General features: G+C 51.9%; 24 protein-coding genes and 3 pseudogenes. 14 read left to right on the top strand and 13 right to left on the bottom strand.

The genetic code is table 11. The features are described from left to right. Positions 1 to 9 precede the first annotated feature (9 nt). Entirely contained in the window at positions 10 to 1671 is a 1662-nt protein-coding gene (gene tsr, locus OGV52_RS12730; RefSeq protein ID WP_200108369.1) for a methyl-accepting chemotaxis protein, read from the bottom strand. Between the two features lie 248 nt (positions 1672 to 1919). On the opposite strand from tsr, the gene OGV52_RS12735 reads away from it, so the two are divergent. From OGV52_RS12735 to OGV52_RS12755, 5 genes and pseudogenes are all read left to right on the top strand, one after another. Continuing rightward, positions 1920 to 2468 (top strand): hypothetical protein, encoded by a 549-nt coding sequence (locus tag OGV52_RS12735; protein WP_181221177.1) that lies wholly within the window; start codon positions 1920 to 1922, stop codon positions 2466 to 2468. 242 nt (positions 2469 to 2710) lie between these two features. Then, positions 2711 to 4861: a pyruvate/proton symporter BtsT gene (btsT, locus tag OGV52_RS12740; RefSeq protein ID WP_003830033.1), complete on the top strand. Its 2151-nt coding sequence runs from the start codon at positions 2711 to 2713 to the stop codon at positions 4859 to 4861. A 49-nt stretch (positions 4862 to 4910) separates the two neighbouring features. Next, positions 4911 to 5105 (top strand): YbdD/YjiX family protein, encoded by a 195-nt coding sequence (locus OGV52_RS12745; protein ID WP_003830038.1) that lies wholly within the window; start codon positions 4911 to 4913, stop codon positions 5103 to 5105. Between the two features lie 12 nt (positions 5106 to 5117). Then, entirely contained in the window at positions 5118 to 6074 is a 957-nt protein-coding gene (yjiA, locus tag OGV52_RS12750) for a GTPase (RefSeq protein WP_287108593.1), read from the top strand. Between the two features lie 186 nt (positions 6075 to 6260). Beyond that, positions 6261 to 8113 (top strand): annotated as a pseudogene (locus tag OGV52_RS12755) (UvrD-helicase domain-containing protein). Between the two features lie 307 nt (positions 8114 to 8420). Here the strand turns inward: OGV52_RS12755 and OGV52_RS12760 are convergent. Continuing rightward, positions 8421 to 8723, bottom strand: coding sequence for a BrnA antitoxin family protein (locus tag OGV52_RS12760; RefSeq protein ID WP_049282564.1), 303 nt, complete (start codon positions 8721 to 8723; stop codon positions 8421 to 8423). Further along, positions 8710 to 8997: a BrnT family toxin gene (locus tag OGV52_RS12765; protein ID WP_049282566.1), complete on the bottom strand. Its 288-nt coding sequence runs from the start codon at positions 8995 to 8997 to the stop codon at positions 8710 to 8712. The genes OGV52_RS12760 and OGV52_RS12765 overlap by 14 nt, the downstream gene beginning before the upstream one ends. Positions 8998 to 9230: 233 nt before the next feature. Here OGV52_RS12765 and OGV52_RS12770 point away from each other — a divergent pair, with 233 nt between their 5' ends. The 3 genes and pseudogenes from OGV52_RS12770 (at position 9231) to symE (ending at position 10886) form a co-directional block, all read left to right on the top strand. Then, positions 9231 to 10397, top strand: a complete 1167-nt coding sequence (locus OGV52_RS12770; protein WP_019078303.1) for a restriction endonuclease — start codon at positions 9231 to 9233, stop codon at positions 10395 to 10397. 95 nt (positions 10398 to 10492) lie between these two features. Beyond that, positions 10493 to 10639: pseudogene (locus tag OGV52_RS12775) on the top strand (type I restriction endonuclease); the annotation flags it as partial. Beyond that, positions 10569 to 10886: pseudogene (symE, locus tag OGV52_RS12780) on the top strand (endoribonuclease SymE). The pseudogenes OGV52_RS12775 and symE, both read left to right, overlap by 71 nt. 94 nt (positions 10887 to 10980) lie before the next feature. Here the strand turns inward: symE and tssD are convergent. From tssD to OGV52_RS12815, 7 genes are all read right to left on the bottom strand, one after another. Then, on the bottom strand, positions 10981 to 11472 hold the full coding sequence (tssD, locus tag OGV52_RS12785; protein WP_016151575.1) for a type VI secretion system tube protein TssD: 492 nt from the start codon (positions 11470 to 11472) through the stop codon (positions 10981 to 10983). Next, positions 11473 to 11979 carry a hypothetical protein gene (locus OGV52_RS12790; protein ID WP_049282567.1) on the bottom strand — a complete coding sequence of 169 codons (507 nt, stop codon included), beginning with the start codon at positions 11977 to 11979 and terminating at the stop codon, positions 11473 to 11475. Beyond that, positions 11979 to 12410, bottom strand: a complete 432-nt coding sequence (locus tag OGV52_RS12795) for a tlde1 domain-containing protein (protein WP_287108595.1) — start codon at positions 12408 to 12410, stop codon at positions 11979 to 11981. Before OGV52_RS12795 ends, OGV52_RS12790 begins: the two co-directional genes overlap by 1 nt. 205 nt (positions 12411 to 12615) lie before the next feature. Continuing rightward, positions 12616 to 13680 carry a DUF2955 domain-containing protein gene (locus OGV52_RS12800; RefSeq protein WP_049282568.1) on the bottom strand — a complete coding sequence of 355 codons (1065 nt, stop codon included), beginning with the start codon at positions 13678 to 13680 and terminating at the stop codon, positions 12616 to 12618. Beyond that, entirely contained in the window at positions 13670 to 14737 is a 1068-nt protein-coding gene (locus OGV52_RS12805; RefSeq protein WP_287108596.1) for an HlyD family secretion protein, read from the bottom strand. Before OGV52_RS12805 ends, OGV52_RS12800 begins: the two co-directional genes overlap by 11 nt. A 5-nt stretch (positions 14738 to 14742) precedes the next feature. Next, the gene (locus OGV52_RS12810; protein ID WP_049282571.1) at positions 14743 to 15207 is read right to left on the bottom strand and encodes a MarR family transcriptional regulator; all 465 of its coding nucleotides are present in this window, start codon (positions 15205 to 15207) and stop codon (positions 14743 to 14745) included. 148 nt (positions 15208 to 15355) lie between these two features. After that, the gene (locus tag OGV52_RS12815; protein WP_064484482.1) at positions 15356 to 15520 is read right to left on the bottom strand and encodes a DUF1127 domain-containing protein; all 165 of its coding nucleotides are present in this window, start codon (positions 15518 to 15520) and stop codon (positions 15356 to 15358) included. 177 nt (positions 15521 to 15697) lie between these two features. Between OGV52_RS12815 and OGV52_RS12820 the strand changes: the two genes are divergently transcribed. After that, positions 15698 to 17110 carry an aminotransferase-like domain-containing protein gene (locus OGV52_RS12820; protein ID WP_287108599.1) on the top strand — a complete coding sequence of 471 codons (1413 nt, stop codon included), beginning with the start codon at positions 15698 to 15700 and terminating at the stop codon, positions 17108 to 17110. A gap of 51 nt (positions 17111 to 17161) precedes the next feature. On the opposite strand, the gene OGV52_RS12825 is transcribed toward OGV52_RS12820, so the two are convergent. Continuing rightward, positions 17162 to 18100 (bottom strand): Rpn family recombination-promoting nuclease/putative transposase, encoded by a 939-nt coding sequence (locus OGV52_RS12825; protein ID WP_287108601.1) that lies wholly within the window; start codon positions 18098 to 18100, stop codon positions 17162 to 17164. Between the two features lie 230 nt (positions 18101 to 18330). Between OGV52_RS12825 and OGV52_RS12830 the strand changes: the two genes are divergently transcribed. From OGV52_RS12830 to mdtM, 3 genes are all read left to right on the top strand, one after another. Continuing rightward, the gene (locus OGV52_RS12830) at positions 18331 to 19146 is read left to right on the top strand and encodes a helix-turn-helix transcriptional regulator (protein WP_235117071.1); all 816 of its coding nucleotides are present in this window, start codon (positions 18331 to 18333) and stop codon (positions 19144 to 19146) included. Positions 19147 to 19194: 48 nt separating this feature from the next. Further along, the gene (locus OGV52_RS12835; RefSeq protein ID WP_279265304.1) at positions 19195 to 19845 is read left to right on the top strand and encodes a LysE family translocator; all 651 of its coding nucleotides are present in this window, start codon (positions 19195 to 19197) and stop codon (positions 19843 to 19845) included. Between the two features lie 323 nt (positions 19846 to 20168). Beyond that, on the top strand, positions 20169 to 21410 hold the full coding sequence (gene mdtM, locus OGV52_RS12840; protein WP_016151565.1) for a multidrug efflux MFS transporter MdtM: 1242 nt from the start codon (positions 20169 to 20171) through the stop codon (positions 21408 to 21410). A gap of 92 nt (positions 21411 to 21502) precedes the next feature. On the opposite strand, the gene metC is transcribed toward mdtM, so the two are convergent. Together metC and OGV52_RS12850 are read right to left on the bottom strand one after the other, a co-directional pair. Then, positions 21503 to 22693, bottom strand: a complete 1191-nt coding sequence (metC, locus tag OGV52_RS12845; RefSeq protein ID WP_049282575.1) for a cystathionine beta-lyase — start codon at positions 22691 to 22693, stop codon at positions 21503 to 21505. A 30-nt stretch (positions 22694 to 22723) separates the two neighbouring features. Next, positions 22724 to 23956 (bottom strand): dicarboxylate/amino acid:cation symporter, encoded by a 1233-nt coding sequence (locus OGV52_RS12850; RefSeq protein WP_003019196.1) that lies wholly within the window; start codon positions 23954 to 23956, stop codon positions 22724 to 22726. A 219-nt stretch (positions 23957 to 24175) separates the two neighbouring features. Here OGV52_RS12850 and OGV52_RS12855 point away from each other — a divergent pair, with 219 nt between their 5' ends. Both OGV52_RS12855 and OGV52_RS12860 read left to right on the top strand, forming a co-directional pair. Continuing rightward, positions 24176 to 25102: a LysR family transcriptional regulator gene (locus tag OGV52_RS12855; RefSeq protein ID WP_016151563.1), complete on the top strand. Its 927-nt coding sequence runs from the start codon at positions 24176 to 24178 to the stop codon at positions 25100 to 25102. 74 nt (positions 25103 to 25176) lie between these two features. Further along, positions 25177 to 26457: a DUF445 domain-containing protein gene (locus tag OGV52_RS12860; protein ID WP_279263593.1), complete on the top strand. Its 1281-nt coding sequence runs from the start codon at positions 25177 to 25179 to the stop codon at positions 26455 to 26457. The last annotated feature ends 18 nt before the right edge of the window (positions 26458 to 26475 follow it).

Raw genomic sequence — 26475 nt, forward strand, 5'->3', positions numbered from 1 at the left:
CGCAATAGTTTAGAACGTTTCCCAGTTATCCCCGGCATCCGTTACCGCAGCTTTACGCGGCTGGACTGTTGAAACTGGTTTAGCAGCAGCAACGTCACGCGCGCGCTGTTGGTCATGCTGAATACGGAACACGGCAACGGCCTGGGTCAGACGGCTGGCCTGCTCTTCCAGCGCCGCAGCGGCGGCGGCGGATTCTTCCACCAACGAGGCGTTCTGCTGCGTCACACGATCCATCTCAGCAACGGCCAAACCAACCTGGTCGATACCGCGGCTCTGTTCATCAGAAGCAGAGGCAATTTCACCCATGATATCGGTCACGCGGGTTACCGCATTGACGATCTCATCCATGGTTTCACCAGCGCTTTCTACCAGCGTTGAACCCACATCCACACGACTGACCGAGTCTTCAATCAGGCTCTTGATCTCGCGCGCGGCCTGCGCACTACGCTGGGCCAGGTTACGAACTTCACCCGCAACCACCGCAAAACCACGGCCCTGCTCGCCCGCACGCGCAGCTTCTACCGCGGCGTTGAGCGCCAGAATGTTGGTCTGGAAGGCAATGCCGTCGATGACGCTGATAATGTCGGCGATTTTCTGCGAACTGGAAGCGATGTCACGCATGGTTTGCACCACGTTATCCACCACTTTCCCGCCTTTCTGCGCGGTTTCAGAAGCGCTCAGGGCCAGATGGCTAGCCTGACGCGCGTTTTCGGCGTTCTGCTTCACGGTCGCCGTCAGCTGTTCCATGCTGGCTGCGGTTTCTTCCAGAGATGCAGCCTGCTGCTCGGTACGCGAGGAGAGATCGTTGTTGCCCATCGCAATCTCGCTGGCCCCGCTATAAATCGCGTTGGCACCGTTACGCACATCACCCACGGTGTTCATCAGCTCACCCTGCATATGACGCAGGCTTTCCGCCAGTTGGCCAATCTCGTTGGAGCCTTCCACCTCAATACGCTTCACCAGGTCGCCGCTGGCGATATGACGAATGCTGTCGATCAGACGGTTCATTGGGGAAATAAGAGTCAGTTTAATGCCGAACCAGACCGCAATAATTGCCGCCAGTACGGTAATCAGCACACAGACCAATACCCACATCGCCTGGCTGTAAGAGCTGTTGTTATCTGCTACCGCGATGTCATACAGGTGATCGTTTTGCTGCATGTAGTTGATGTATGCCTTCTCAAAACCATCCTGATAGCTCTGCGTGGGTTGATCAAAGAACGCATTGATCTTCCCGTCACCCAGTAACTGGATCAGCTCCGCCAGCGCGCCGTGATAGATGTCATAGGTGCGGTTGATCTCCTGGAACGCGGCTTCACTTTGACGCGGATCGCGCGGGAGCGACTCGTAAATCGCCCAGTTTTTTTCCGTCAGTTTCAGCGCCGTGCTGGCTACCTGCATCAGCTCAGCAACGGTCGCACCGCTGCCGATATTGCTCTGATCCATCATGTAGCGAATACCCGCCCGGTTCAGGGTATTACGCGTTTGCAGCAGCTCAACCCAGGTGGCGTTCAGCGCAGACTGCTGCTGGCGAATGGTTTGCAGAACGGTAAAGTTCTCTTTGTCATTCTTAAGTGAGTTAAAAAACAAGCCGCCGGAGGCGAGCTGTAAAAGGCCAAATAGCGCCAATACCAGCAGTAAGCTGGTAACAATCTTCATTCGTTTTAACATGTTTTCTCTTTCCGCTAGACAGATGTCAGAATTTTCGGCCTGGAAAGGGAAAACTTTATGGATATCGTTCGAAAAGCCGGTATTCTGGCAATATCTCTCGCTGAAAAAAGCAGCAAACACACTCGGCACATACCACGCAAAAGGTGCCGTAGCGGCTTCCCCACCTTTTCAGAGGGCTTTTCATTTATACGTACTTCGATTACCAATGGAAGTCCTGTCACCCGCCTCTAAAACAAGGAAGTCCCTCTGTGAAAAAGAAATTTTTCGATTTATTATCTAATGCTGCTCCCTTCTTACTGCTGGGAGGCATTTTAGGATTAATGACCCCCATAGTGCCAAAGCTCCTTATCCCGGAGATTTCAGGCATCTTAATGGAGAGTATCGCACCTAAAAGCATCATGTTTCTGCTCATTATAGATGCGTTATTTACTGTAATTTTACTCAGGCTATGTGGTGTATTCGATTCAAAAAAAGAAAAATCTGCTTTTATCTATGAAAGATTTTTATTTAAATTCAATGAATTGGGCAAATCCATTACCGCAGCCACGTTTGGTACACTTTTCGGGCTTACGCTGGCAATGCTTCCCTATAGCGAATTTCGCATGGCGGGAGTCGGCCTATATTTTTCTGCGATGTTGATCGTGATATGGGCCCTATTTGACTTCCTGAGCCACATGAGTAAAAACGCGGTTGGCAAAACTGAACGATGTACCTTTTATGCCGTGGTTATCGCCATTTTCGCCTACTACCTCTACCTTATAGCCACTCAAATACAGGCGTCCACTCCCGTCGCGTGAACCTCATACCGGTAATTATGTGATTTTAATCACATAATTACCGGTCTACACCCCATATTAAAACCGCTCACTGACACTTGGGACCGCTTAAGCTGACATATAACCGCTCACTTATTTACCTTACTTTACGCGCGTATTTCTCTGGCAAGATCCCCCCAACATAGCAGTCAATTTACCTCCTCAAACACAAGATCAAACCCACGCGGCTTCGGCCAATTATTAATTAGATACCAGGTTTTACTATGGATACGAAAAAGATATTCAAGCACATACCCTGGGTGATTCTCGGAATCATCGGTGCATTCTGCCTCTCGGTAGTGGCATTACGTCGGGGTGAGCACATCAGTGCCCTGTGGATCGTGGTCGCCTCAGTTTCTGTTTATCTGGTGGCCTATCGTTACTACAGTCTGTACATCGCCCAAAAGGTGATGAAACTTGACCCGACGCGTGCCACGCCGGCGGTCATCAACAATGACGGTCTGAACTACGTTCCAACCAACCGTAACGTATTGTTTGGCCACCACTTTGCCGCTATCGCAGGTGCAGGTCCGCTGGTTGGGCCGGTACTGGCCGCGCAGATGGGCTATCTGCCCGGTACGCTGTGGCTACTGGCGGGTGTCGTGCTGGCCGGTGCGGTGCAGGACTTCATGGTGCTGTTTATCTCTTCACGCCGTAACGGTGCATCTCTGGGTGAGATGATCAAAGAAGAGATGGGCCCGATCCCGGGAACCATTGCGCTGTTCGGCTGCTTCTTAATCATGATCATCATCCTTGCGGTACTGGCGCTGATCGTGGTGAAAGCGCTGGCTGAAAGCCCGTGGGGTGTGTTCACCGTCTGCTCAACCGTACCTATCGCGCTATTCATGGGGATCTACATGCGATTCCTGCGACCGGGTCGTGTGGGCGAAGTGTCGGTGATTGGTATTGTGCTGCTGGTTGCGTCTATCTACTTCGGCGGCGTGATTGCTCACGACCCGTACTGGGGCCCGGCGCTGACCTTTAAAGACACCACCATTACCTTTACCCTGATCGGCTACGCGTTTATCTCTGCGCTGCTGCCGGTATGGCTGATCCTCGCGCCGCGCGACTATCTGGCTACCTTCCTGAAAATCGGCGTTATCGTCGGTCTGGCGGTGGGGATTGTTATCCTCAACCCGGAACTGAAAATGCCGGCAATGACTCAGTACGTTGATGGTACTGGTCCGCTGTGGAAAGGCGCTCTGTTCCCGTTCCTGTTCATCACCATCGCGTGTGGTGCGGTATCTGGCTTCCACGCGCTGATCGCTTCTGGTACCACACCGAAGCTGCTGGCCTGTGAAACCGACGCGCGCTTTATCGGTTACGGCGCCATGCTGATGGAATCCTTCGTGGCGATTATGGCGCTGGTTGCCGCGTCCATCATCGAACCGGGTCTGTACTTCGCAATGAACACCCCGCCAGCAGGCCTTGGCATCACCATGCCGAACCTGCATGAAATGAGCGGCGAGAACGCCCCGCTGATTATGGCGCAGTTGAAAGACGTGACCGCACATGCGGCGGCGACCGTCAGCTCCTGGGGCTTCGTCATTTCGCCTGAGCAGATCCTGCAGACCGCGAAAGACATCGGTGAACCGTCCGTTCTGAACCGCGCAGGTGGCGCGCCGACGCTGGCCGTTGGTATCGCTCACGTGTTCCACAAAGTGCTGCCGATGGCTGATATGGGCTTCTGGTACCACTTCGGTATTCTGTTTGAAGCGCTGTTCATCCTGACCGCACTGGATGCCGGTACCCGTTCTGGCCGCTTTATGCTGCAAGATTTACTGGGTAACTTCGTTCCATTCCTGAAAAAAACCGACTCTCTGGTTGCGGGCATCATCGGTACTGCGGGCTGCGTAGGCCTGTGGGGTTACCTGCTGTATCAAGGCGTTGTTGACCCGCTGGGCGGCGTTAAGAGCCTGTGGCCGCTGTTCGGTATCTCTAACCAGATGCTGGCTGCCGTGGCACTGGTTCTCGGCACCGTGGTACTGGTTAAAATGCAGCGCACCAAATACATCTGGGTTACCGTTGTTCCGGCAGTATGGCTGCTTATCTGCACCACCTGGGCGCTGGGTCTGAAACTGTTCAGCACCAACCCGCAGATGGAAGGCTTCTTCTTCATGGCGAATCAGTACAAAGAGAAGATTGCTAACGGCGGCGAACTGACCGCTCAGCAGATTGCCAACATGAACCACATCGTCGTCAACAACTACACCAACGCAGGCCTGAGTATTCTGTTCCTGGTGGTGGTGTACAGCATCATTTTCTACGGGTTCCGTACCTGGCAGAAAGCCCGCGCCATCAACGGTCGCTCTGATAAAGAGACGCCGTATGTACCGGTGCCGGAAGGCGGCGTGAAGACCTCTTCACATCACTAACCGTATTCAGCCCCGCTTCGGCGGGGCTTTTCGCTTATCAGGATTGTTTATGTTTGGTACTTTAGGTCAGGCAAAAAAATACCTCGGTCAGGCGGCAAAGATGCTGATTGGCATTCCGGACTACGACAACTACGTCGAGCACATGAAGACCAACCATCCCGATAAGCCGTACATGACCTACGAAGAATTCTTCCGCGAGCGCCAGGAAGCCCGCTACGGTAGCGGCGGAAGCAGTTGCTGTTAGAAGGAGAAATGAATGACCCCGATTGCAGTTACCCTACTCACCGGTTTTCTTGGCGCGGGTAAAACCACCCTGCTGCGCCATATTCTCAACGAGCAGCACGGCTATAAGATTGCCGTTATCGAAAACGAATTCGGCGAAGTCTCGGTGGACGATCAGCTAATTGGCGACCGCGCCACGCAGATCAAAACCCTGACCAACGGCTGCATTTGCTGTACACGCTCCAGTGAGCTGGAAGACACACTGTTAGATCTGCTCGACAACCTCGACAAAGGCGCCATCCATTTCGACCGTTTGGTGATCGAGTGCACCGGCATGGCCGACCCCGGCCCGATTATCCAGACCTTTTTCTCCCATGAAGTGATTTGCGAACGCTACCTGTTGGACGGTGTGATTGCGCTGGTTGACGCGGTACATGCCGACGAGCAGATGAACCAGTTCACCATAGCCCAGTCGCAGGTGGGCTACGCTGACCGCATCCTGCTGACCAAAACCGACGTGGCGGGTGAAAGCGAGAAACTGCGTGAGCGCCTGGCGCGCATCAACGCCCGCGCCCCGGTGTATACCGTCACGCATGGTGATATCGACCTCTCCCTGCTGTTCGATACCAACGGTTTCATGCTTGAGGAGAACGTGGTCAGCGCCAAACCACGCTTCCACTTTATCGCCGACAAGCAAAACGATATCTCCTCGATCGTCGTCGAGCTAGATTACCCGGTAAACATCAGTGACGTGTCGCGGGTAATGGAAAATCTGCTGCTGGAATCCGCCGAGAAGCTGCTGCGCTACAAAGGCATGCTGTGGATTGAAGACGAGCCAAACCGCCTGCTGTTCCAGGGCGTTCAGCGTCTGTACAGCGCCGACTGGGATCGCCCGTGGGACGACGAACAACCGCACAGCCTGCTGGTGTTTATCGGCATTAACCTGCCGGAAGACGAGATCAGAGCCGCGTTTGCGGGATTGAAGAAGTAAACAGCCGCTCCCTTTTATTTGTGAAAGGGAGCAAATATCTCTGAAACAAATATCTCGCATCACGCTTTCTGTTTGTAATATTGTCTGTTAATGTCATTACCCATGATGAATTCATGTTTTTATTAATATCTCTCGGAATATTAATTTAACATATTTATATAATTTTCATGAATTGGTAGGCGTAACATGGCAATCATTATTCCCACAATAAGCAGTTGTAGCGAGAAAATTACTGCCGGCGAAAAAAGACTAGCAAGACTTCTTGAGGGGGGACTCAGCGAACAGTGTACCTGCTGGTATGACACCCGAATGGGAGACAAGCAAGAGCATCCGGATTTTGTAATTCTAACCCCCGAAAAAGGTTTGTTATTTATAGAAGTAAAAGACTGGTTTATTACAAAAATTAAATCTGCCAACAAATCACATATTCATTATGAAACTAAAGACGGCATTCAACCGTTCAAGAATCCACTCGAACAGGTTCGTCAATATACCTTTCACACTATCAATAGCCTAAAAAAAGATCCGCTGCTTCGCCAGCAACAAGGAGATTATGAAGGCAGCTTTATTATGCCGTATGGATTTGGTGTTTATTTGAGCAATATCACCCGAGCACAGCTAGAAAAGAGTTTTCCACCCGAAGCGATAAATGAACTATTCCCAGCCAGCCAGGTTATTTGCAAAGACGAACTCAGCGAGTTTATGACCAAGGAACAAATCTCTGCCCGGCTCGAATCCCTTCTCAGACATAACTACGCTCATCACACCACACCACACCACAGCAACTCGACCGTATCCGATGGCATCTATATCCCGATGTACGCATTAACGCATCCGTTACGCAGGTTGATCTGAACAATTTTACGTTCCACACCCCCGATGTGGTTTGCATGATGAACAGGAATCAGGAACAACTCGCCAGAAGCATGGGTGCAGGACACCGTGTTATTCATGGCGTGGCAGGATCCGGTAAAACGCTCATTTTGCACCACCGTTGTATTGAGCTTGCCAACAATATTGAAAACACCAAGCCGATCCTGGTGATTTGCTACAACATCACGCTGGCCAAAAAACTCAAATCACAGCTTGAGCAGCACACTTTAAGACTTCCCGTCGAAGTCATCCATTTTCATGCCTGGTGTTATCAACAGTTAAATGCACATCATTGTCTTCCGCCGAAAAGCAAAAACTTTATTGAGCTGATGGAAAATGCACTGACGGTGGCATTTGAAGAGGGGATTATAAAACCGGAGCAATACAGCGCAGTCCTAATAGACGAGGGACACGATTTTAAACCGGAGTGGCTGAGAATACTCGCACGTATGCCAGACAACAAAGATAACTCCCTTCTTTTCCTCTACGATGACGCCCAGTCTATCTACCAGAAAAAGAAAGCCCTCGACTTCACACTCTCTAGTGTCAATATTAAGGCCCTCGGCCGCACTACGATCCTGAATACCAACTATCGTAATACCCGGCAAATACTCCATTTTGCCAGCAACATTGCCTTTAATTATCTCAATAATCACATTGAAGAGGCGCTCAAATACCAGCAACCCGATGCTGGAGGCTTGTCCGGCACTTACCCGGCACTGGCCAGCTTTGATAATCAGGACGAGGAGATTACTCACGTGCTCGATTGGGTGACAAAGCAGCGACAACAAGGTATTGCATGGTCAGAGATCGCCATACTGTGCCCTTCAACATACAGCATTTCGGGGATGCTGGGGCCACGTCTCGCGGCGCGTAGCATCCCCTACCAAATGATTGTGACCAGCGATGACAAAAAGCACTGGTCGCCGCAAAATGATCTCCTTTGTGTAATGCCTTTACCAAGCAGTAAGGGGCTTGAATTTCACTCAGTGGCTATTATGGATGCCGCAAAGGAAAGGGATGAGGAAGATCTGAGTGACGACATCAAGCGTTTGTATGTCGGATTTACCCGCGCGCGCCAGAATCTTTTGGTGACAATGCACGGAACAGGGAGCTTGCGCGACCATCTTATCAACACCTACGAAAATAGCGCAAAGGTGATCTAACGGAGCCACGCCAGGAATCCGTAAACATTCCCCTCTCCCTACAGCGGAGAGGGGTGAATCCTATTTCAACACGCCCTGTTGCGTTACAACCCACTGTTCACCGGTGGTAATCGGTCTGTCATCTCGGCATGATGCCGCAGGTGTTCCACTAATTTGACAGCTGCGGTTGTTTTAGCGGAGAACCGCAGCAGAAATAACCTCGCAGATGCCCGGTGGCGCTACACTTACCGGGCCTGGAAATTCCGCTTCCCGTAGACCGGATCAGGCACAGCCGCCATCCGGCACTCACAGTCCCTGCATATTCTGACTATTTCTTATTTTGCTCGCGCAGCATCGCTTCGCGCAAAATGGCATTAAGGCGCGTCTGATATCCTTTTCCTGGGCGTTTCAGCCACTCCATCACATCGGCATCAATACGTACCGACGCCTGCGTTTTCAACGGACGAAAAAAATTACCGCGATGAGCTTCTGACCACAGCTCATCCTCGGTCACGGGAATGTCGCTGTAATCAATATCATCGTCCGGTTTATTCGCCAGCGCCTTCAGTTCAGCCTCATGCTGAGCACTCAGCGCGGATACGCTGCCGCGTTTATGTTTAACTATGCTCATAACGATTCCTCTCTTTACGATCTGCCTTTCTGGCACTGATGATACGAATGACTTCAAAGCCACTTTCAAACCTAACGCTATGGGCAACCAGAATAACCACAATGCCATGAACAAGACCGATGGTCTGCCAGCGATACTCACTGTTCTCATACCGATCCTGCCGCGACAGATGTTGGGGATCGTCGAAAACCAATATTGCGTCCTCAAAGCGAACACCATGTTTACGGTGGTTACTTTGTGCCTTGTTTGCATCCCACTCAAACTCCATTGGCATGTATTTTATCCCTAATTGTATATACAAAAATGTATCTACAATTATCTTATGATTATAGCGAAATTGTTGGAAATAACATCACATTTTGCTTTTAATAGAGTGAAGTTAGTAGGCCGGATAAGGCGCAGCCGCCATCCGGCACTGGCAGTTTTCATTCCGATAAGTGATTCATCCCATGGAATTTTTCATCTGGTATGGCAAGCTATTGCCATTGCACTCGTTAAGGGACCAACGTGAAAAAGTACAAAGTGATTACCCCGCTTTTTCCAACTTATGATCAGACCCGAGCCATGATGAATGCCGTGGCTGGATGTTCAGTCAAAGCGGTGCGTAATATGATCACCGCCATTCAGGAGCAAACGGGTACGCCACAAAACCCGGTTGACTGGTCAGAGCCGGATAACTGGATTAAAGAACGGCTCAGCGGCGAAGATGCCAAAATAGCCTGGCAGATCTGGAAGATGGATAACCATATTCTCAACCCCCGCCACAGCTATGGCTGCTACATGTTTATCAATAACCCTTTGTTCGATCTTATGCAGACCCACGAAGACGGCGGCTGGTACCCCAGCGAACAGGGGCGATTATTTCTGGATAACGATGAAGCCACACTGCGTAAACTCGACGATACAGAAGGCATGTTGCAACTACTGGAACTGCTCGCCGGCCGGGAGCAGGCCAGACGCGCTGATCTGCTACCCGAGTGGCAGGCATTCTTACATCAGCACTCAAAATTTGCCTCCCCCAGTTCAGTCAAAACTACGCTCTACGCCCGGCTGTACAACCTGGTCGAGCGCGATCTGGTAGCCCGTGAAGGGATGAGCTACAAAATTACCGAGGCTGGCCGAAAATGGCTCGGTAAGGCACTGCCTGAACGTCGAACCGATCCACGTAAGGAGTTGCTGGATGCGGTAAAACGCTATAACCAGCAGCAAAAAGAGCTATTGCGCGACCAGCTCTCCACCATGAATCCGTACAAATTTGAACATCTGGTGGCTCAGCTACTTGAAACAATGGGCTACGAGCAGGTTGAAGTGACCAAAGCCTCCGGCGATAAAGGCGTGGATGTGATTGGTAAGGTTCAGGTGGGCATCACCACCATTACCGAAGTGGTGCAGGTAAAACGGATGCAGAACACCATCACGCGCCCGTATATCGACCAGCTACGCGGCGCACTGCCTTACCACAAAGCCATTCGCGGCACGCTGATCACTACCGGTAAGTTCGCCGCTAAGTGTGCAGAAGCGGCGCTGTTCCCAGGCGCCGCGCCGATTACCTTAATCGACGGCGATCGCCTGCTGGAGCTGTTGATTGAAAACAACGTCGGCATTCGACGCAGCAACGCAGTGGAATTGCTGGATGTGGATTTACAGCTGTTTGATGAGCTGGAGATTGAATAACGTGCCAGACGCTGTAGCACAGCCATTTCTGTTCATGGCTTGCATAACAATATTGTGTAAAATCAGAGCAATCTCATTATCGGTTGAGAACGGACATGGCTGACCTGAACCTGAGTACCCTGACGGAAGCAGACATCATCACCAAACGCGTAATGCCCGCCATCCTTGGCGCTGGCTGGAACGACACAACGCAAATCAGACAAGAGGTCAAACTCCGGGACGGCAAAGTCGCGTTATCCGGATTACACGCATGTTCCGGCAATTATTATGAAAGGCCAGTGGCTGGAGGCAGCCGGTTTCGCCACCGGCTGCAAATTCGATGTCAGAGTGATGCCCGGCTGAATTGTGCTGACGGCCAAGCTGCCGGAACCGGAAGAACCGGCGTTACTGCAGTCGCTGCGTCGGGTGTGCAAGCTGTCCGCGCGTAAGCAACAGCAGGTGCAGGAGTTTATCGACGTGATTTCGGCGAAGCCTGTCAGGCAGAAATAACCGCCCGGATGCCAGACGGCGCTCATGAGTATAAGCGCCGTGTATTGATTGCATTACAGCTCTGGGTAACATCATTTTATCAGGAGCCGTTTACTCAAGACCCTAAGCGATAATCCCAATCATCATAGTGGACTATATTCCCATCATGATAGTGCCAGGTAATCTTCTTGTAACGGAGCTGAGCAAGTTCAAGATGGGTCTGTTTTTCGTAATAAGGATCTTTAACATCGTGCATCAGTGAAAAAAGCGTAACGACTTTCACATTTTCCAGGGTTATCGTAAAATAGACCTCTTCCTGACCAGCATAATTTATTCGATAGAGGTCAATAACAGCTTTCCTTAATGTTTCTCCGGTACTTAATGATTTGTACAAAAGCACACTAGAAGCATCAATTTCCTTTTCAATTAAAAATGGACGATGTTGGCGTTTATTCAACACCCTCCCATTATGCAAATCAGAGTTGTAGCTCACATTATGATACAGACCTAAAATCTCGATCTGATTTTCACGGTCTTTTACCATTACACTACCTTTGATAATATTACCAGCATCATCGATTAATGACATATATCCGGGGATAGCCATTTATAAATCCTTGTTAAATGGAATAGAATTCTCAACATTATTGATCATAACCGCAATACACCGCTTCCCTTCTGTCGTTTTGACCTTATACATTTCCCTGATGGAATTAACAAATAGCTTATTCATTTCTTCTTCTGACTCAGGGTAAGAGGTAAATGCGCATATCTGCTCAATATTCAGCAATGGTCTGTTATCGTTGAGGATAGCCAGAACACCGACTGGGTTATGTGGAATGGCTTCAGAGACCGCCCCCTGTAAATCTTCCGCCGTACTGGCATCAACTCCAGATTCAAGAGCACTTGCTACCGTTAACCAGTCATTATTACCTTTGCTAATTTCAGGAATAATATGGTTCCACCATTCTGACTCACTGCCATCATAAAGTTCGTGTACAACGGTATTTGCTCCTTTTTCATTTATCATCTGCAGAAGCTGTGCTGCAGTATGCACTGCAGCACAGGGAGCACCCGAAAGAATAAATAGAAAGGAGATAAAAATAAATTTCATTATCTTACCACCAAAATTGTGTCACCCGAATCGTAAATGATTTGGCGCTTATCTTGTCCATTCATAATGATACATCCTGCAGATGCTGTTCCCGGTGGCTGCCCTTTTTTATCACCATGAATTTCGAAATGATCTCTGCCAAAAGTATTTGTCCCTGCAATAGGTTCGAGGATAATAGCGGCGGGACTTTTATGATTATTCCATCCAGCAATAAAATAAACGCCTCGTGGAATGGGGCCCTTGTTACGTATGTGTTCACAGTTCGGTTTATCCTTTGATTCACCAGCACCACTGTAGCAATAAGCAATTAATTTACCGTTATGGCTCAGTATACCTGTCGATACTTTATATTCCCATGTCATATGATTTACATCCTTTAAAATATAATAATTATGCTCATCATATTTAATTGTAAAATTAAATATGTTCATAAAGTCACAATTATTAAAATTCAAAATATTTATAATTCATACATCTTTATTTCTCGAACAAATAAATCGTATTCTGAATAATTAGATAACGGGGAAGCAGCAGGCAATCTGAAAACACCCGGTGGCACGACGCTTACCGGGTCTACAAATTCTGCTTCTCATAGGCCGGATAAGGCGCAGCCGCCATCCAGCACTCACTCCCCACTCACTCGGTAATCACAAACCGCGTCGCGGTAAAGCAGTTCAAAACCCGGTGTACCAGAAATACCATCGTTAGCGTTGCCACCAGCGCGACGGTAACAGAGGTGATGCGGTATAAATCGCTGAACACCAGATCGCTGTCCGGATGCAGGTTCTGGCCGAACATAATCCCGATGGTGGTGATACTGGCAAAACCCACCCCCGCGCCGACTTTTTCCATTACGTGCAGGCGGGCGCTGAACGCCAGCCCGAGGCCGATCAGCGGCATCATCAGCAGCATATGGTTGCTGAAATCATAGATAAGCAGCTGCACCAATAGAATATACAGGCAGGCCAGCACCACGCCGACCACGCGCCAGAGAGAGCTCAACACCGCGCCGCGATAGTGCATAGGAAACAGGATCAAAATGCCCGCCATCAGTGCCGACAGCGAATCGCTCAAATCACAGATCTGGAAGACAACAAAAATCATCGTCGCCACCGTACCGGAAAGCAGCGACTCGTGGTGCACCCGGGCGGCATCTTTCTCAATGCGCGTCGGTAGCTGGCGGGGTTCCACGTCCGGGATCAGATAATGCAGCAGCGCACTCAGCGCCACCGCCATGATGCAGGCTTCCATATTGGAGAACATCAGCGTATGCCAGTTGGTGGTGGGATAGCTCATAAAGTTAAGCATCGTGCTCTGGCACACCACGCCCATCGAACCAAGCAGAAACAGCGGTCCTTTGCTCATCAAGCGAAAACGCATCACATACAGGCCAAACACCACCAGCGTCATAATCAGCGGCCACTGTGAGAGATAGCCGACGATTAGCACCATTTCGACACAGTTCACCGCCGCGCTGAACACGAACTGTTTTGCCACATGGCGGTTGAACACCGGCACCAGCGACAGCAGCATCAGCGGATAAACCACAAAAAATACGCCGTACTGTACGTTGTAGAAGGTCGAGATACTCAGTGCTATCGTCCCGGCAACGGAGATACGCAAGGTCTGGCGAAAATCATTGGCGGTGTAGACAATGTTCCCGTGCGGCGTAAAGACGTGGGCCAGAGTGTTAATAGACATAATGCAGCCAGCTGACGAGGTGGATCTGCGCCCCGGCAAAGGTACGGGCGAACATCCCCTCACTGTTATACAGCTGCACCGTGGCGCGCGCCCCGGTCGGTAACGGCGTGTCGAGCGGTTCGTTCAGTGCTACGTGAATGCGCATACGCTGGGCATCGCGCACCCAGCGGGTGGACTGTTCCGGTTGCGACAGCAGACCGTTAACCTGTTCCTGACCCGCCAGAATACCGGCATCGCTGCTGGTGACGCGGGCAGAGAAAACTTTGCCCGGCAAGGCGTCGAACACCACGGCGGCATCGGTATCTACCCGAGTGTGGCGCAGGCTTTTCTCGCGAAAGTCGGCCACGATATCGGTCTGATGGCTGACCAGCGCCAGCAGCGGCGTGGCCGCGGTAGCGTAAAGTCCGGGACTAAGCTGGAGGTTACTCACCGTACCGTCGGTCTGTGCATACACTTTGCTCCAACCGAGGTTCAGCTGTGCCTCTTCCAGCGCATTACGGTATTTTTGCAGCGTCACGTTACGCTTGTCATCGCGCTCGCCGCGCTGGATCAGCAGGTTCTGAATGCTAGCATTAAGCGCCGCCACCGACTGCTCGCTGGTTTGCCAGGCGGTACGCACCTTGTCGAGATCGGATTGCGACACGTTCTGCATGGTGGCCAGGCGCTGATAGCGGTCAAAGGTGGTCTTATCGTTACGGGCGCTGAATTGCGCGGTACGCAGGTTGGCGCGCGCGGAGGCTATCTGCGCATCCAGCTGTTGATTGCTCAACTTCGCCTGCTCAAGGGCGATTTGCGCAGCCTCGACCTTATTGATAAACGGCGTCGGATCCAGTTCATACAGCAAATCGCCCTTCTTCACCAGGCTATTATTGTGTACATGAACCAGCGCGACGTAACCGGATACGCGTGAGGAAACGGGCGTTACCACGCGCATCACCGTGGAGTCCGGCGTCAGCGGGATCCAGATATCGGCAACGATAAACCAGGCGAATATTACCAGGAAAGCGGCAATACTCACCCTTACCCAACGGGCAAATTTTTGTTCTGGGGTCATCATAGTTTTTAGTGTTGATTGTCTTCTTCGCGGATTCTCCGCAAATTGCAGGCGAGTTGATTTAAGGTCGCGCTGAATGAGGCAAGCTCCGCTTCAGGAATGGTGCAGGTGACGCGATGTTGATATGTCTCAATCACCCGGTTAAGTTCTTCAAGCCTTGAGCGGCCTTGCGCGGTCAGCGTTAGCAGACGGATGCGTTTGTCATAAGGCGATGTGGAACGCAGCAGATAGCCCTGCTTTTCCAGCTGCGAAAGGGTGCGCATCAGCGGCGGCAGTTCAATGCCCTGCATTTGTGCCAGTTTACTGACCGAGACGTTGTCTCCCAGTTGATACAGTTGCATCAGTACCGTCCAGCTTGACTGCGTCAGGCCAGTATCGGTGATGGCAGCATCAATAATGGCTCGCCACTGGCGCACCACCATTGCCATGCGCATCCCCATCGGACGGCGGGCAAACAGTTCATCTTCCGTCATCTTACTTTCCCCTCATCGCTGAGAAGAAAATAATACTTATCAGGATAAGTATCAAGAAACAGGCTATCCAGAAGCATGAATTGATAAATAATGTGAATATAAAAAGAGGCCGGGTGATAACCCTCCAGCCTCTGTCGATGGAAGAAAATCACTCTATCTGATCGCGTCGCAGCCCGACGTCCCGCAGCCGCTCATTACTCATCTGTTGCAGTACGCGCCGCGTTTGCGCCCGTAACCGCCACGCCTTATATGCCCGCCAGATCAGAACAAACCCAATAAATGGCTGCTTTGCTTTATTCTCATGAAATTCCATACCTTGCCTCCCCGCCTTGTCTGAGGCTTTATCTTCACGGATTTGGCCCTAAGCAATACAGACTCACAAAGTACTTTTATTTAACATACAGATTGGTTAAAAAGAGTTCTGCATCGCTTTTTTCACGCCAATCTGTACTGGTTTTTTAATCTGTATGGTACCCATAAGGGATACAGCATGACGCGTTACCAACATCTGGCCAATCTGCTGGCCGAACGCATTGAGCAGGGGTTGTATCGCCATGGCGAAAAACTGCCTTCGGTACGTAACCTGAGTCAGGAGCACGGGGTCAGTATCAGCACCGTCCAGCAGGCGTATCAGATGCTGGAACAGCGGCAACTGATCACCCCGCAGCCGCGTTCCGGTTATTTTGTCGCGCCGCAAAAAGCGCTGCCGCCCGTACCGCCGATGTCACGCCCGGTGCAGCGTCCGGTCGAGATAACGCAGTGGGATCTGGTGCTGGATATGCTAAAAGGGCATAGCGATAAATCTGTGATCCCCTTCAGCAGCGGCGCACCAGATGTCAGTCAACCGAGCCTGAAACCGCTCTGGCGCGAACTCAGCCGCGTAGTGCAGCATAACCTGAAGGCAGTGCTGGGGTACGACAAGCTTCCCGGCAGCCAGGATCTGCGCCAGCAGATCGCCCGTCTGATGCTGGACAGCGGTTCAGTCCTCAACGCTGATGATATTGTGATAACCAACGGGAGCCAGAGCGGAATGTCGCTGGCGCTGCTGGCGGTTTGTCAGCCAGGAGACATTGTCGCCGTTGAATCCCCCACCTACTACGGCACAATGCAGCTACTGCGCGGCCTGGGGATCAAGGTGATTGAGATCCCAACCGATCCGGATACCGGGATCAGCATTGAAGCGCTGGAGCTGGCGCTGGATCAGTGGCCGATCAAAGGCGTGCTGCTGGTTCCCAACTGCAACAACCCTCTCGGGTTCATTATGCCGGATGCGCGTAAGCGGGCGGTGCTCGCCCTCGCCCAGCGTCACGACATCGTCATTTTTGAAGATGATGTGTATGGCGAACTGGCCACAGAGTATCCGCGCCCGCGTACGATCCACTCCTGGGACAGTGACGGCCGGGTAATACTCTGCAGTTCGTTTACAAAATCCATAGCCCCCGGACTGCGCGTGGGTTGGGTGGTTCCCGGTCGCTATTACAACAAACTGCTACACATGAAGTACGCCGTCATTGGTACTAACGTTCCCGCTACGCAGCTGGCAGCAGCCTCCTTTGTGCGCGAAGGTCATTACCATCGGCATATCCGGCGTATGCGCCAGATTTATCAGCGTAATATGGAGATCTACACCTGCTGGGTACGGGAATATTTTCCCTGTGGGATCTGCGTCACCCGACCAAAAGGCGGCTTTATGCTGTGGGTCGAGCTGCCGCTCCAGGTCGATATGGTCTGCGTCGCTAAGCAGCTCTGTCGCCTGAAAATCCAGGTCGCACCGGGATCGCTGTTCTCCGCATCCGGAAAGTATCGCAACTGCGTACGCATCAACTGCGCGTTACCGCCAAACGAGAAGCATCAGGAAGTGATGCAAAAGCTCGGCGAGGCGGTAAAGATGGCGATAGAGTAAACCGGACCGCCCGGTGATTCCGGGCAGGCGATTATACGATTTAACTCATATCTAATGACTTAAACCCTGAATATCTTCTGCGGAAAGCCGGGTAATTTTTTGTACCGTGCAGATATCAATACCGTCTGTCAGCATAGTGTGGGCAATACGGAGCGCCTCATCACGTCGCCCTTCTATAAGCCCTTCTTGTCGTCCTTCCTGTAACCCTTCCAGCCTGCCTTTTTGTAGCCCTGCCTCATGCAATCTGTCGGCGATCGTCATCAAATGCTCCTTATGCTGCGGTGAACGTTCGGCAACCTCACGAATAAACTCACTGAATCGAGGTGCATCGCCAGTTCGTAAAATATAATTAAACAGCGTCTTTATCTGGCTGTCATTAGTCAGTCCGGTAAGTAGCAGGGAAACAATTTGCTCGACCAGCCCCATAAGGTCGCGCTGACGAATATGTTTTTGGATTAACTCCAGCAGCGCCATACGTCGATGCTGCACAATTTCGTCATCCGGGATAACCGTAATATCCACCAGCGGAAACGCCACTGCATACAGCTGACGAGCCAGCTTCGGGTTAGCAAACTCGTCCAGCCAGCATAGGGAATAAGGATACGGGCTTTTCGCACCGTGATAGAACAACATCGGCACCACCAGCGGTAATTGCTGATGCCCTGCATCTAAATGCTTCTGCATGGCCGCTACCGCGTAACGCATCAACCTGAATGCCATATGCGCATCCGGTGTACTTTGGTGTTCAATCACCACATAAACATAGCCATCACCTTCCGTCGTTTTCACGGACCACAACACATCGGAATAGTGCGCACGTAAATCCTCTTCAATGAAACTATCCGGCTTGAGTTTCAGGGTCTGAAAATCGCAAAGTTCGCGCAGCGAAGCGGGAAGATGTATTTGTAGAAAATCCCGAGCTGTCTCAGGGTGGCGCAAAAATGTTTTAAAGACCGCATCATGCGGGGTGGAAGTCGGTGCTTTGTTCATGGCGATCCATCACCTGGAAATAAGATGCCGTGACTGTAGCGCTGGTAAACCACACTCTCACCTGTAACGTTCTCTCTTTGCGAGGCGATTTCCGGGATAAAAACGCCCCTTTGTAACGTCTGCATTTGTCTGGAACGCATCACGCAGAATCACGACCTCAATGCACATTCCCGCTTTTTCACCGCAGGGCCTGTGCTATAACAAATCATCACTTTCATGGAGGACACGATGTGACGCATACCCGAGATATTCCACAATCGTTCTGGCGTGATGAGCAACTGCCGTGGCTGGAGCTTCGCAGCACCTGGCAAAGTCAGCAGGCCTATAAGCGCCATCACCACTCTCAGCTCTCGATTGGGGCAATTCTCGAGGGAGGAACCTGCTGCCTGTGCGATGACAAGGAATACCATCTGGAGGTGGGCGATCTCATTGTGATCCCACCACTGGCACCTCACAGCTGTAATCCCGTCAACGGGCAATTTCGCAGCTATCACATGCTTTATCTTGATGCCCGGTGGTGCCTTGCCCATCTGCCAGCGCTGAACAGCAATCAACGGCTTTGCACGCGCACTCCTGTTATCCGCGATCCGCAATTATTCCAGTGCTACATGCACCTTGTGGCGCTCATGCCGCAACGGCAAACGACGCAGATAACTGATGCCGCACAAGCATTGCTGCGCTCGCTGCCATTGCAGTCGGTAACACCGGAAAACCTAAGCGTCACCAGCCAGTATCTGCGCGAGCGGTTGCAGTCCAGTCTGCTCTCCCCACCCTCGCTGGATGAGCTGGCAGATGAGTGTCACATGCGTAAAGAAACGCTGATTCGGACCTTTAAGCAGGACACCGGGCTGACGCCGGGAAATTATCTGAACATCGTGAGGATTGACTATGCCCGTCAGCGGCTACGGGCCGGGGACGAGATTGTCGATGTCGGCTACCAGAGCGGGTTTGCCGACCAGAGCCATTTCCATCGCACCTTTGTTCGCTACACAGCAGCCACACCGCGCCAGTACGCATTGGGACGATCAATATCAGACAATAATTAGCGTTGCGTCAGGCGTACGCTGATCTCTGTTTCATTTTCTGAGGTCGCTATGTCGCTGCTTGCTGAACTTTTTCCGTCTGCTTTTCCCGCGCTGGCGCTGGCGCATTTTGTTGCACTACTCAGCCCAGGGCCGGACTTCTTTTTACTGGTCGGTTACTCCGTACGTTACCGGATGCGCGGCAGCGCCGGGCTGTGCGTAGGGATCGCCATCGGCAACGGGCTGTATATCCTGCTGGCGATTATTGGTTGGGGGATCCTGCGCCAACTTCCCCTGCTGTTTACGGTTATTGAACTGCTGGGCGCACTCTATTTATTGTGGATAGGCAGCCTACTGATACGCAGCCGCCCGCAAACCCTGACCGGAGCAGACGCCCAGTCTACCTGTCCAGGATTTGGCAAACAGTTGCTGCTGGGATTAGGTTCGTCGCTGCTTAACCCAAAAAATGCGCTGTTCTATCTGGCGCTGATGACCGCCCTGCTCGGCCCGTCGGTGACGCTGCTGCAACAAACCATGAGCGGGATCTGGATGACCAGCGTGGTGTTGTTCTGGGATCTGCTGATCGTGATGTTCATCGGCTTACCGCAGATCCAGCGACGGTTAACCAGAGGGATCGTGTGGATTGAGCGTATCGCCGGCGGCGTGCTGATCGTCTTCGGCAGTGCGATCGCGCTGCGTTTTCTGCAGAGCGTCACTTTCTGATAAGCGTGACGATTTTCTGCAAATAAAGCGGATAAACTCGTTTAATTAATATCCAATCCGCATTACACTTTGGGTGGCTATTATCCATTCAACCAATTCTTCCCGAGGTGCGATGTGCTGATTGTTACCTGTAATCGTTACGTTTTCTGACCCGAGTCTGAAAACGTTTCTCCTGTTTGCGCCTCGCGCAGGCAGCGTTTTTGATTACATGAAATTCAGTACATTTGCAGTCTGCTTTTTTCTGTCATCGGTCTGACGTCTCAAAGACGGTATTGAATTTCGCTATTCCCGTTGAGGGTTTTCTCCCGAAAAGGAGCTGTTTTATGCAACGGATTCTCGCGTTTTTCTCCCAACGCACCACGACGCTATTTTTTCCTGTCGCGTTGATTTTATATGACTTCGCCGCTTATCTGTCGACGGACCTGATCCAGCCAGGCATCATCAATGTGGTGCGTGATTTCAACGCCGACGTCAGCCTGGCCCCCGCTGCGGTGAGCCTCTATCTGGCTGGCGGCATGGCGCTGCAATGGCTGCTGGGACCGCTCTCCGACCGGATTGGCCGTCGACCGGTGCTGATTGCGGGGGCGTTAATTTTTACGCTCGCCTGCGCTGCCACGCTATTGACCACCTCAATGACGCAATTTCTGGTCGCCCGATTTGTACAGGGCACCAGCATCTGCTTTATCGCTACCGTTGGCTATGTCACGGTTCAGGAGGCGTTTGGGCAAACGAAGGCCATTAAGTTAATGGCGATAATCACCTCCATTGTGCTGGTTGCGCCAGTTATCGGCCCGCTCTCCGGCGCAGCGCTGATGCACTTTGTACACTGGAAAGTCCTGTTCGCCATTATCGCCGCCATGGGGCTTATCGCCCTGATTGGGCTAGCGTTAGCAATGCCGGAAACCGTTAAGCGCGGCGCGGTGCCGTTCAGTGCACGCGGCGTACTGCGTGATTTCCGCGACGTTTTCCGTAACCGGGTGTTCTTGTTTGGCGCAGCCACGCTGTCGTTAAGCTATATCCCGATGATGAGCTGGGTGGCGGTCTCGCCGGTGATCCTGATCGACGCTGGCGGTATGAGCACATCAGAGTTCGCCTGGGCGCAGGCACCGGTGTTTGGCGCGGTGATCGTCGCCAATATGGTGGTTGTTCGTTTTGTGAAGGATCCAACCCAGCCACGTTTTATCTGGCGGGCGGCCCCCATTCAACTGAGCGGACTGGCGGTGCTGATTGCCGGCAATTTGCTGTGGCCGCACGTCTGGCTGTGGTCGGTGCTGGGAACCAGCCTGTATGCGTTTGGCATTGGTATGATCTTTCCGACGCTGTTCCGCTTTACGCTGTTTTCCAACAACTTACCGAAGGGTACGGTCTCGGCGTCGCTGAATATGGTCATCCTGACGGTGATGGCGGTTTCTGTCGAAATCGGACGTTGGCTGTGGTTTAACGGCGGCAGGATTTCGTTTCATCTGTTGGCGGTTGCGGCGGGTATTGCTGTCGTCTTTACCCTGGCAGGCTTACTGAAACGGGTTCGCCAGCATGAAACAACAACGTTAGCCACTGAAAACTAACCTGCCGGATGGCACTGACGCTTATCCGGCCTATGTCGTAGTGATAGGCCGGATAAGGCGCCTGCGCCGCATCCGGCAACCATCACATTATCTTAAGCAATGCGCGCAAACCCTGCTTCCAGATCGGCAATCAGGTCGCCAATATCCTCAAGGCCAATATGCACCCTGACCAGGGTGCCGCTGAAATCCACCTCTCCGGCTGGGCGAATGCTGTTCAGCTCTTCTGGCTGATTCGCCAGAATAAGCGACTCAAATCCGCCCCACGAATAGGCCATATGGAACAGCGAGAAGTTATCGAGGAAATTCGCCATCTGCTCGTCGGTCAGTCTCTTTTTCAGCACAAACGAGAACAGGCCTGAGCTTCCGGCAAAGTCACGCTGAAAATACTCGTGCCCCGGGCATTCCGGTAATGCCGGATGATTCACCCGCGCCACTTCCGGCCTTGCCGACAGCCAGCGGGCAATATGGATACTGCTCTCCTGATGCTGCTTAAGACGTACCGCCAGGGTGCGCAATCCGCGGCTGCCGTTGTAGGCCGTATCGGCATCCAGCGTTTGCCCCATCAAATAGGAGTTCTCGCGCAGACGATCCCAACAACGCGCGTTGGACACCGCCGTGCCCAGCATGCCATCCGAATGACCGATGGTGTACTTCGTTCCCGCCTGAATGGAAATATCCACGCCATATTCCAGCGCTTTGAACAGTACGCCCGCCGCCCAGGTGTTGTCGATCATAATGACAATCTCCGGATTAACCGCGCGGATAGCTTTCACCATCCCCGGTACATCCTGGACTTCCATGGTGATCGAACTTGGCGATTCGAGGAATACAACTTTCGTTTCCGGACGCAGAAGATCAACGATACCAGCACCAATCAACGGATCGTAATACGTTGTTTCCACATTGAATTTACTCAGGATCTTATTGCAAAAATCCTGGGTTGGCTCGTAGGCCGCGCCCGTCATCAAAATATGATCGCCACCCTGGACAAACGCCAGAATCGCATTGGTCACCGCCGCAGCGCCGCACGGGTAAAGCGCGCAGCCAACGCCGCCTTCCAGTTCGCTCATTGCCTTCTGGAAGGCAAAGTGGGTGTAGGTTCCGCGACGACCGTAAAACAGCTCGCCATTTGCGCGATTGGCGGTGGCAAATTTTTTGTCTTTCACGGTATCAAACACCAGCGAAGAGGCGCGCTGGATAACCGGATTCACCGCTCCCTGGGTGTAGCGTTTGTCGCGACCCGCAACAACCAATTGCGTCTCAAGCTTCATTACGTCTTTCATAACATCTCCTGTTCTTAATCCGTGTGAAACCTATACCACCGCAGCAGTAGAGTTTATTTCAGTGTTGGTCTGCTTTTTTCCAGCGAACCGTTCAACAATCTGCGCCGCATTCAAATCATGGATAACGTTAATCAGTGTGGCAGGCGCATCGGTAATCGTGCCCAGCACTACCAACATCGGGATCGCTTCCATTGGCAGGCCCAGCGTAGTGACGATAAAGATTTCACCGAGGAATGCCCCGCCCGGTACGCCGCCGACGATAATGGCGGAGAGCACCGCAATCAGCATGGTCAGGAAGAAGGTCTCGGTGGTGAACTCCATGCCCAGCACGGAATAGATAAAGACAATTTTCAGCGCGGCAATCATCGCCACGCCACCTTTGTTCAGGTTAACCAGTAGCGGAATGGAGACATCAACGATTTCCGGGTTAATCCCCATCGCCTTACCGGCACGCAGCGTTACCGGGAGAGTCCCCAGCGAAGAGCAGGTTCCCAGCGCAGTCGCAGACGGTTCAATCGCATTACGCCAGAAGGCTTTGACCGCCGGAATACCGCCGCCAATATACGAATAGAGAATCGAGCCAAAAACAAAGTAGACCAGCGTGGCCACCATGAACAGGCCGATGGCGCGAGCAAAGGTCAGCAGCAGTGCAGAGTCCTGACTGGCCATAGTGGCAGCGAAATAGCAGCCCAGGCCAATCGGTGCGACCTTCATAATGATCGAGACGATCTTCATGATCACGGTATTGGCATCTTCCAGCAGCGACGCAATGCGCTTACCGGCCTGATCCGATTGACCAATCGCCACACCAGCAATAATCGCCATCACAATCAGCGCCAGAATATTGGACTTAGAAAACAGTCCGATAAAGTCGCTGGTCGTGATCATGCTGACAAAATCCATCTTACCGCTGCCCGCCTGCACCGACTGCGAAAGATCGATAGTGACGCCCTGCGCCGGGTTATACCATAGCGCCAGCGCAACGATCCCGGCAGCCGGAATAAAGGCCATTGCGATCGAAACAATAAAGATAATCGCCATAATGCGCCCCAGCCTTTTCAGGTCGGTCATACTGGCGATCGAAGACATGACGCTGATCCCCACCAGCGGCACAATAATCATAAATAGAAGATTTAAGAATATCTGGCCGATTGGCTGGAGTTTACTTGCAAACGAGGGGGCATAAATACCTAATAAGCCGCCAATCACCAGAGCAACTAATAAAATAATCGACGATCTGTAGGGTTCGAGTCGTGACCACATAATCGGTACCTTTAGAATAATATTTAATGAGATTAAATTCACAATGTGATGAGTTTCCGTTTCGCCTCCTTTTATTTTGTGACGTAACTCACCTAAGTTGTTATTTTTTCATTTTGCCAGCAAGTTGTTTCCTGTGATTCAATAGTTGCATGTTTAAAACGCGAATGTAACGGCCTATTCGTACCGTTTTTGCAAATCACTTGTGAATAAAAGGAAACTATGAGTACGCCGATTTCACTCAAGCATCTGGAGTTTTTCATTAAAATCGTCGACTGCGGAGGATTGTCAGAAGCCGCGGCGCAGCTCAACGTCTCGCCATCTGCGGTCAGCAAAAGCCTGGCGGCAATGGAAGATACGTTAGGCACGACATTAATTAAACGTACCACCCGCAGTATTACCCTGACCGATGCCGGGCAATATCTCTTTAACCGCGCCAATAAGCTTTTGAAAGAATTCGATGAAACGCTGAATACCACCTCCGGTTATTACCACAGCCCGCAGGGTGAATTACGCATAACCTGCTCAATTGCGTTTGGTTATTCCCGGCTGGTGAACCTGGTGGATAAATATCGTTCCCAGTTCCCAGATGTGAATCTGTATATCGATCTCAACGATAACTTCGTGAATCTGAACGAAACAGATTTCGACATCGCCCTGCGAATCTCCACCGCACCACCGCAGAACTACGCAATGCGCAAGCTGGTGCCTGTCCGCTGGGCGTACTGCGCCTCACCCGGCTACCTTGCCAAAAAAGGCATGCCCCAGCGTCGTAGCGATCTGGTCAATCATGATTGCCTGGTTTACCCAGGTCTCACGCCGGTGCTGAAGGTGGCGGATGAACAGGATCGTCTGCATCAGTTAAAACTGCATATGCCTATCCAGGCCAACAGCAGTCTGGTATTGCTGAAATCGGTGTTAGAAGATCAGGGAGTGGCGTATTTGCCCACCTATCTGATTGGCGATCATATTCAAAAAGAAGAGATAACGCCGCTGATGCTCGACGGCACCATCACCTGCGAAACCCACGCCCTGTATGCGCTCTATTTTCCCAGTAAGTACAGCAATCCGAAGGTGCGATCGTTTATCGATTTTCTGGTGGCGGAACTCGGCCCCTTACCCGCCTGGGACAACTGGATCCCGGAGTAAGCTTTGTCGTCTGAAAATGGGAGGCGCTCCACATTTTTTGCGCGATCCCCCCGTCTGGCTCTATCCTTAAGCCTATGAATAAAATTGCTGAACTCAAACGCGCCAAGCGACTGGCGCTCTCATTGCTGCTGATTGCCGCCGCTACCTTCGTCATCACGCTGTTTCTGCCGCCTAACTTCTGGGTGCTCGGGATCAAAGCGATCGCCGAAGCGGCGATGGTCGGCGCGCTGGCGGACTGGTTCGCCGTGGTGGCGCTTTTTCGTCGGGTACCAATCCCGTTCATCTCGCAACATACGGCGATTATCCCGCGCAATAAGGATCGGATCGGGGAGAATCTCGGTCAGTTTGTGCAGGAAAAATTTCTCGACACCCAGTCCCTGATCGCCCTGATCCGCCGCCATGAACCGGCGTTGTTGATCGGTAACTGGTTCAGCCAGCCGGAAAACGCCCAGCGAATTGGCCAGCATCTGCTGCAAATAATGAGCGGTTTTCTCGAACTCACCGACGACGCCCGCATTCAGCGGCTGATCAAGCGGGCGGTGCACAAAGCCATCGACAAGGTCGATCTCTCCGGTACCAGCGCGCTGATGCTGGAAAGCATGACCAAAAACAATCGCCATCAGGTGTTGCTCGACACATTGATCGCCCAACTTATCGCCCTGCTCCAGCGCGACAGCTCGCGGGCGTTTATCGCCCGACAGATCGTGCACTGGCTGGAGACCGAGCATCCGCTGAAAGCGAAGATCCTGCCGACTGAATGGCTGGGCGAGCACAGCGCCGAACTGGTGTCTGATGCCGTTAATTCCTTACTGGATGACATCAGCCACGATCGGGCGCATCAGATCCGCCACGCCTTCGATCGCGCCACGTTTAAGCTAATCGATAAGCTCAAACACGATCCGGAGATGGCCGTGCGGGCCGAAAGCATGAAAAACTATCTGAAGGAAGACGAAGCCTTCAACCGTTATCTTGGCGAACTGTGGGCAGACCTGCGCCAGTGGGTGAAAGCCGACATTAACGCTGACGATTCGCGCGTGAAGCAGCGCATCGCCAGCGCCGGACAGTGGTTCGGCGAAACACTGGTTGCCGACAGCGCCCTGCGCGCCTCACTGAATGGGCATCTGGAGCAGGCCGCGTATAAAGTTGCGCCGGAGTTCGCCACCTTCCTGACGCGCCACATCAGCGACACGGTGAAAAGCTGGGATGCGCACGATATGTCGCAGCAAATTGAGCTAAACATCGGTAAAGATTTACAGTTTATCCGCATCAACGGCACGCTGGTCGGCGGTTCTATTGGGCTGGTGTTATATCTGTTGTCGCAAATTCCTTCCCTGCTGACGCTGGCGAATTTTTAAGGAGAAAGTAAAATCCCT

Source organism: Citrobacter sp. Cb041, assembly GCF_030336655.1.
Classification (GTDB): Bacteria; Pseudomonadota; Gammaproteobacteria; order Enterobacterales; family Enterobacteriaceae; genus Citrobacter; species Citrobacter braakii.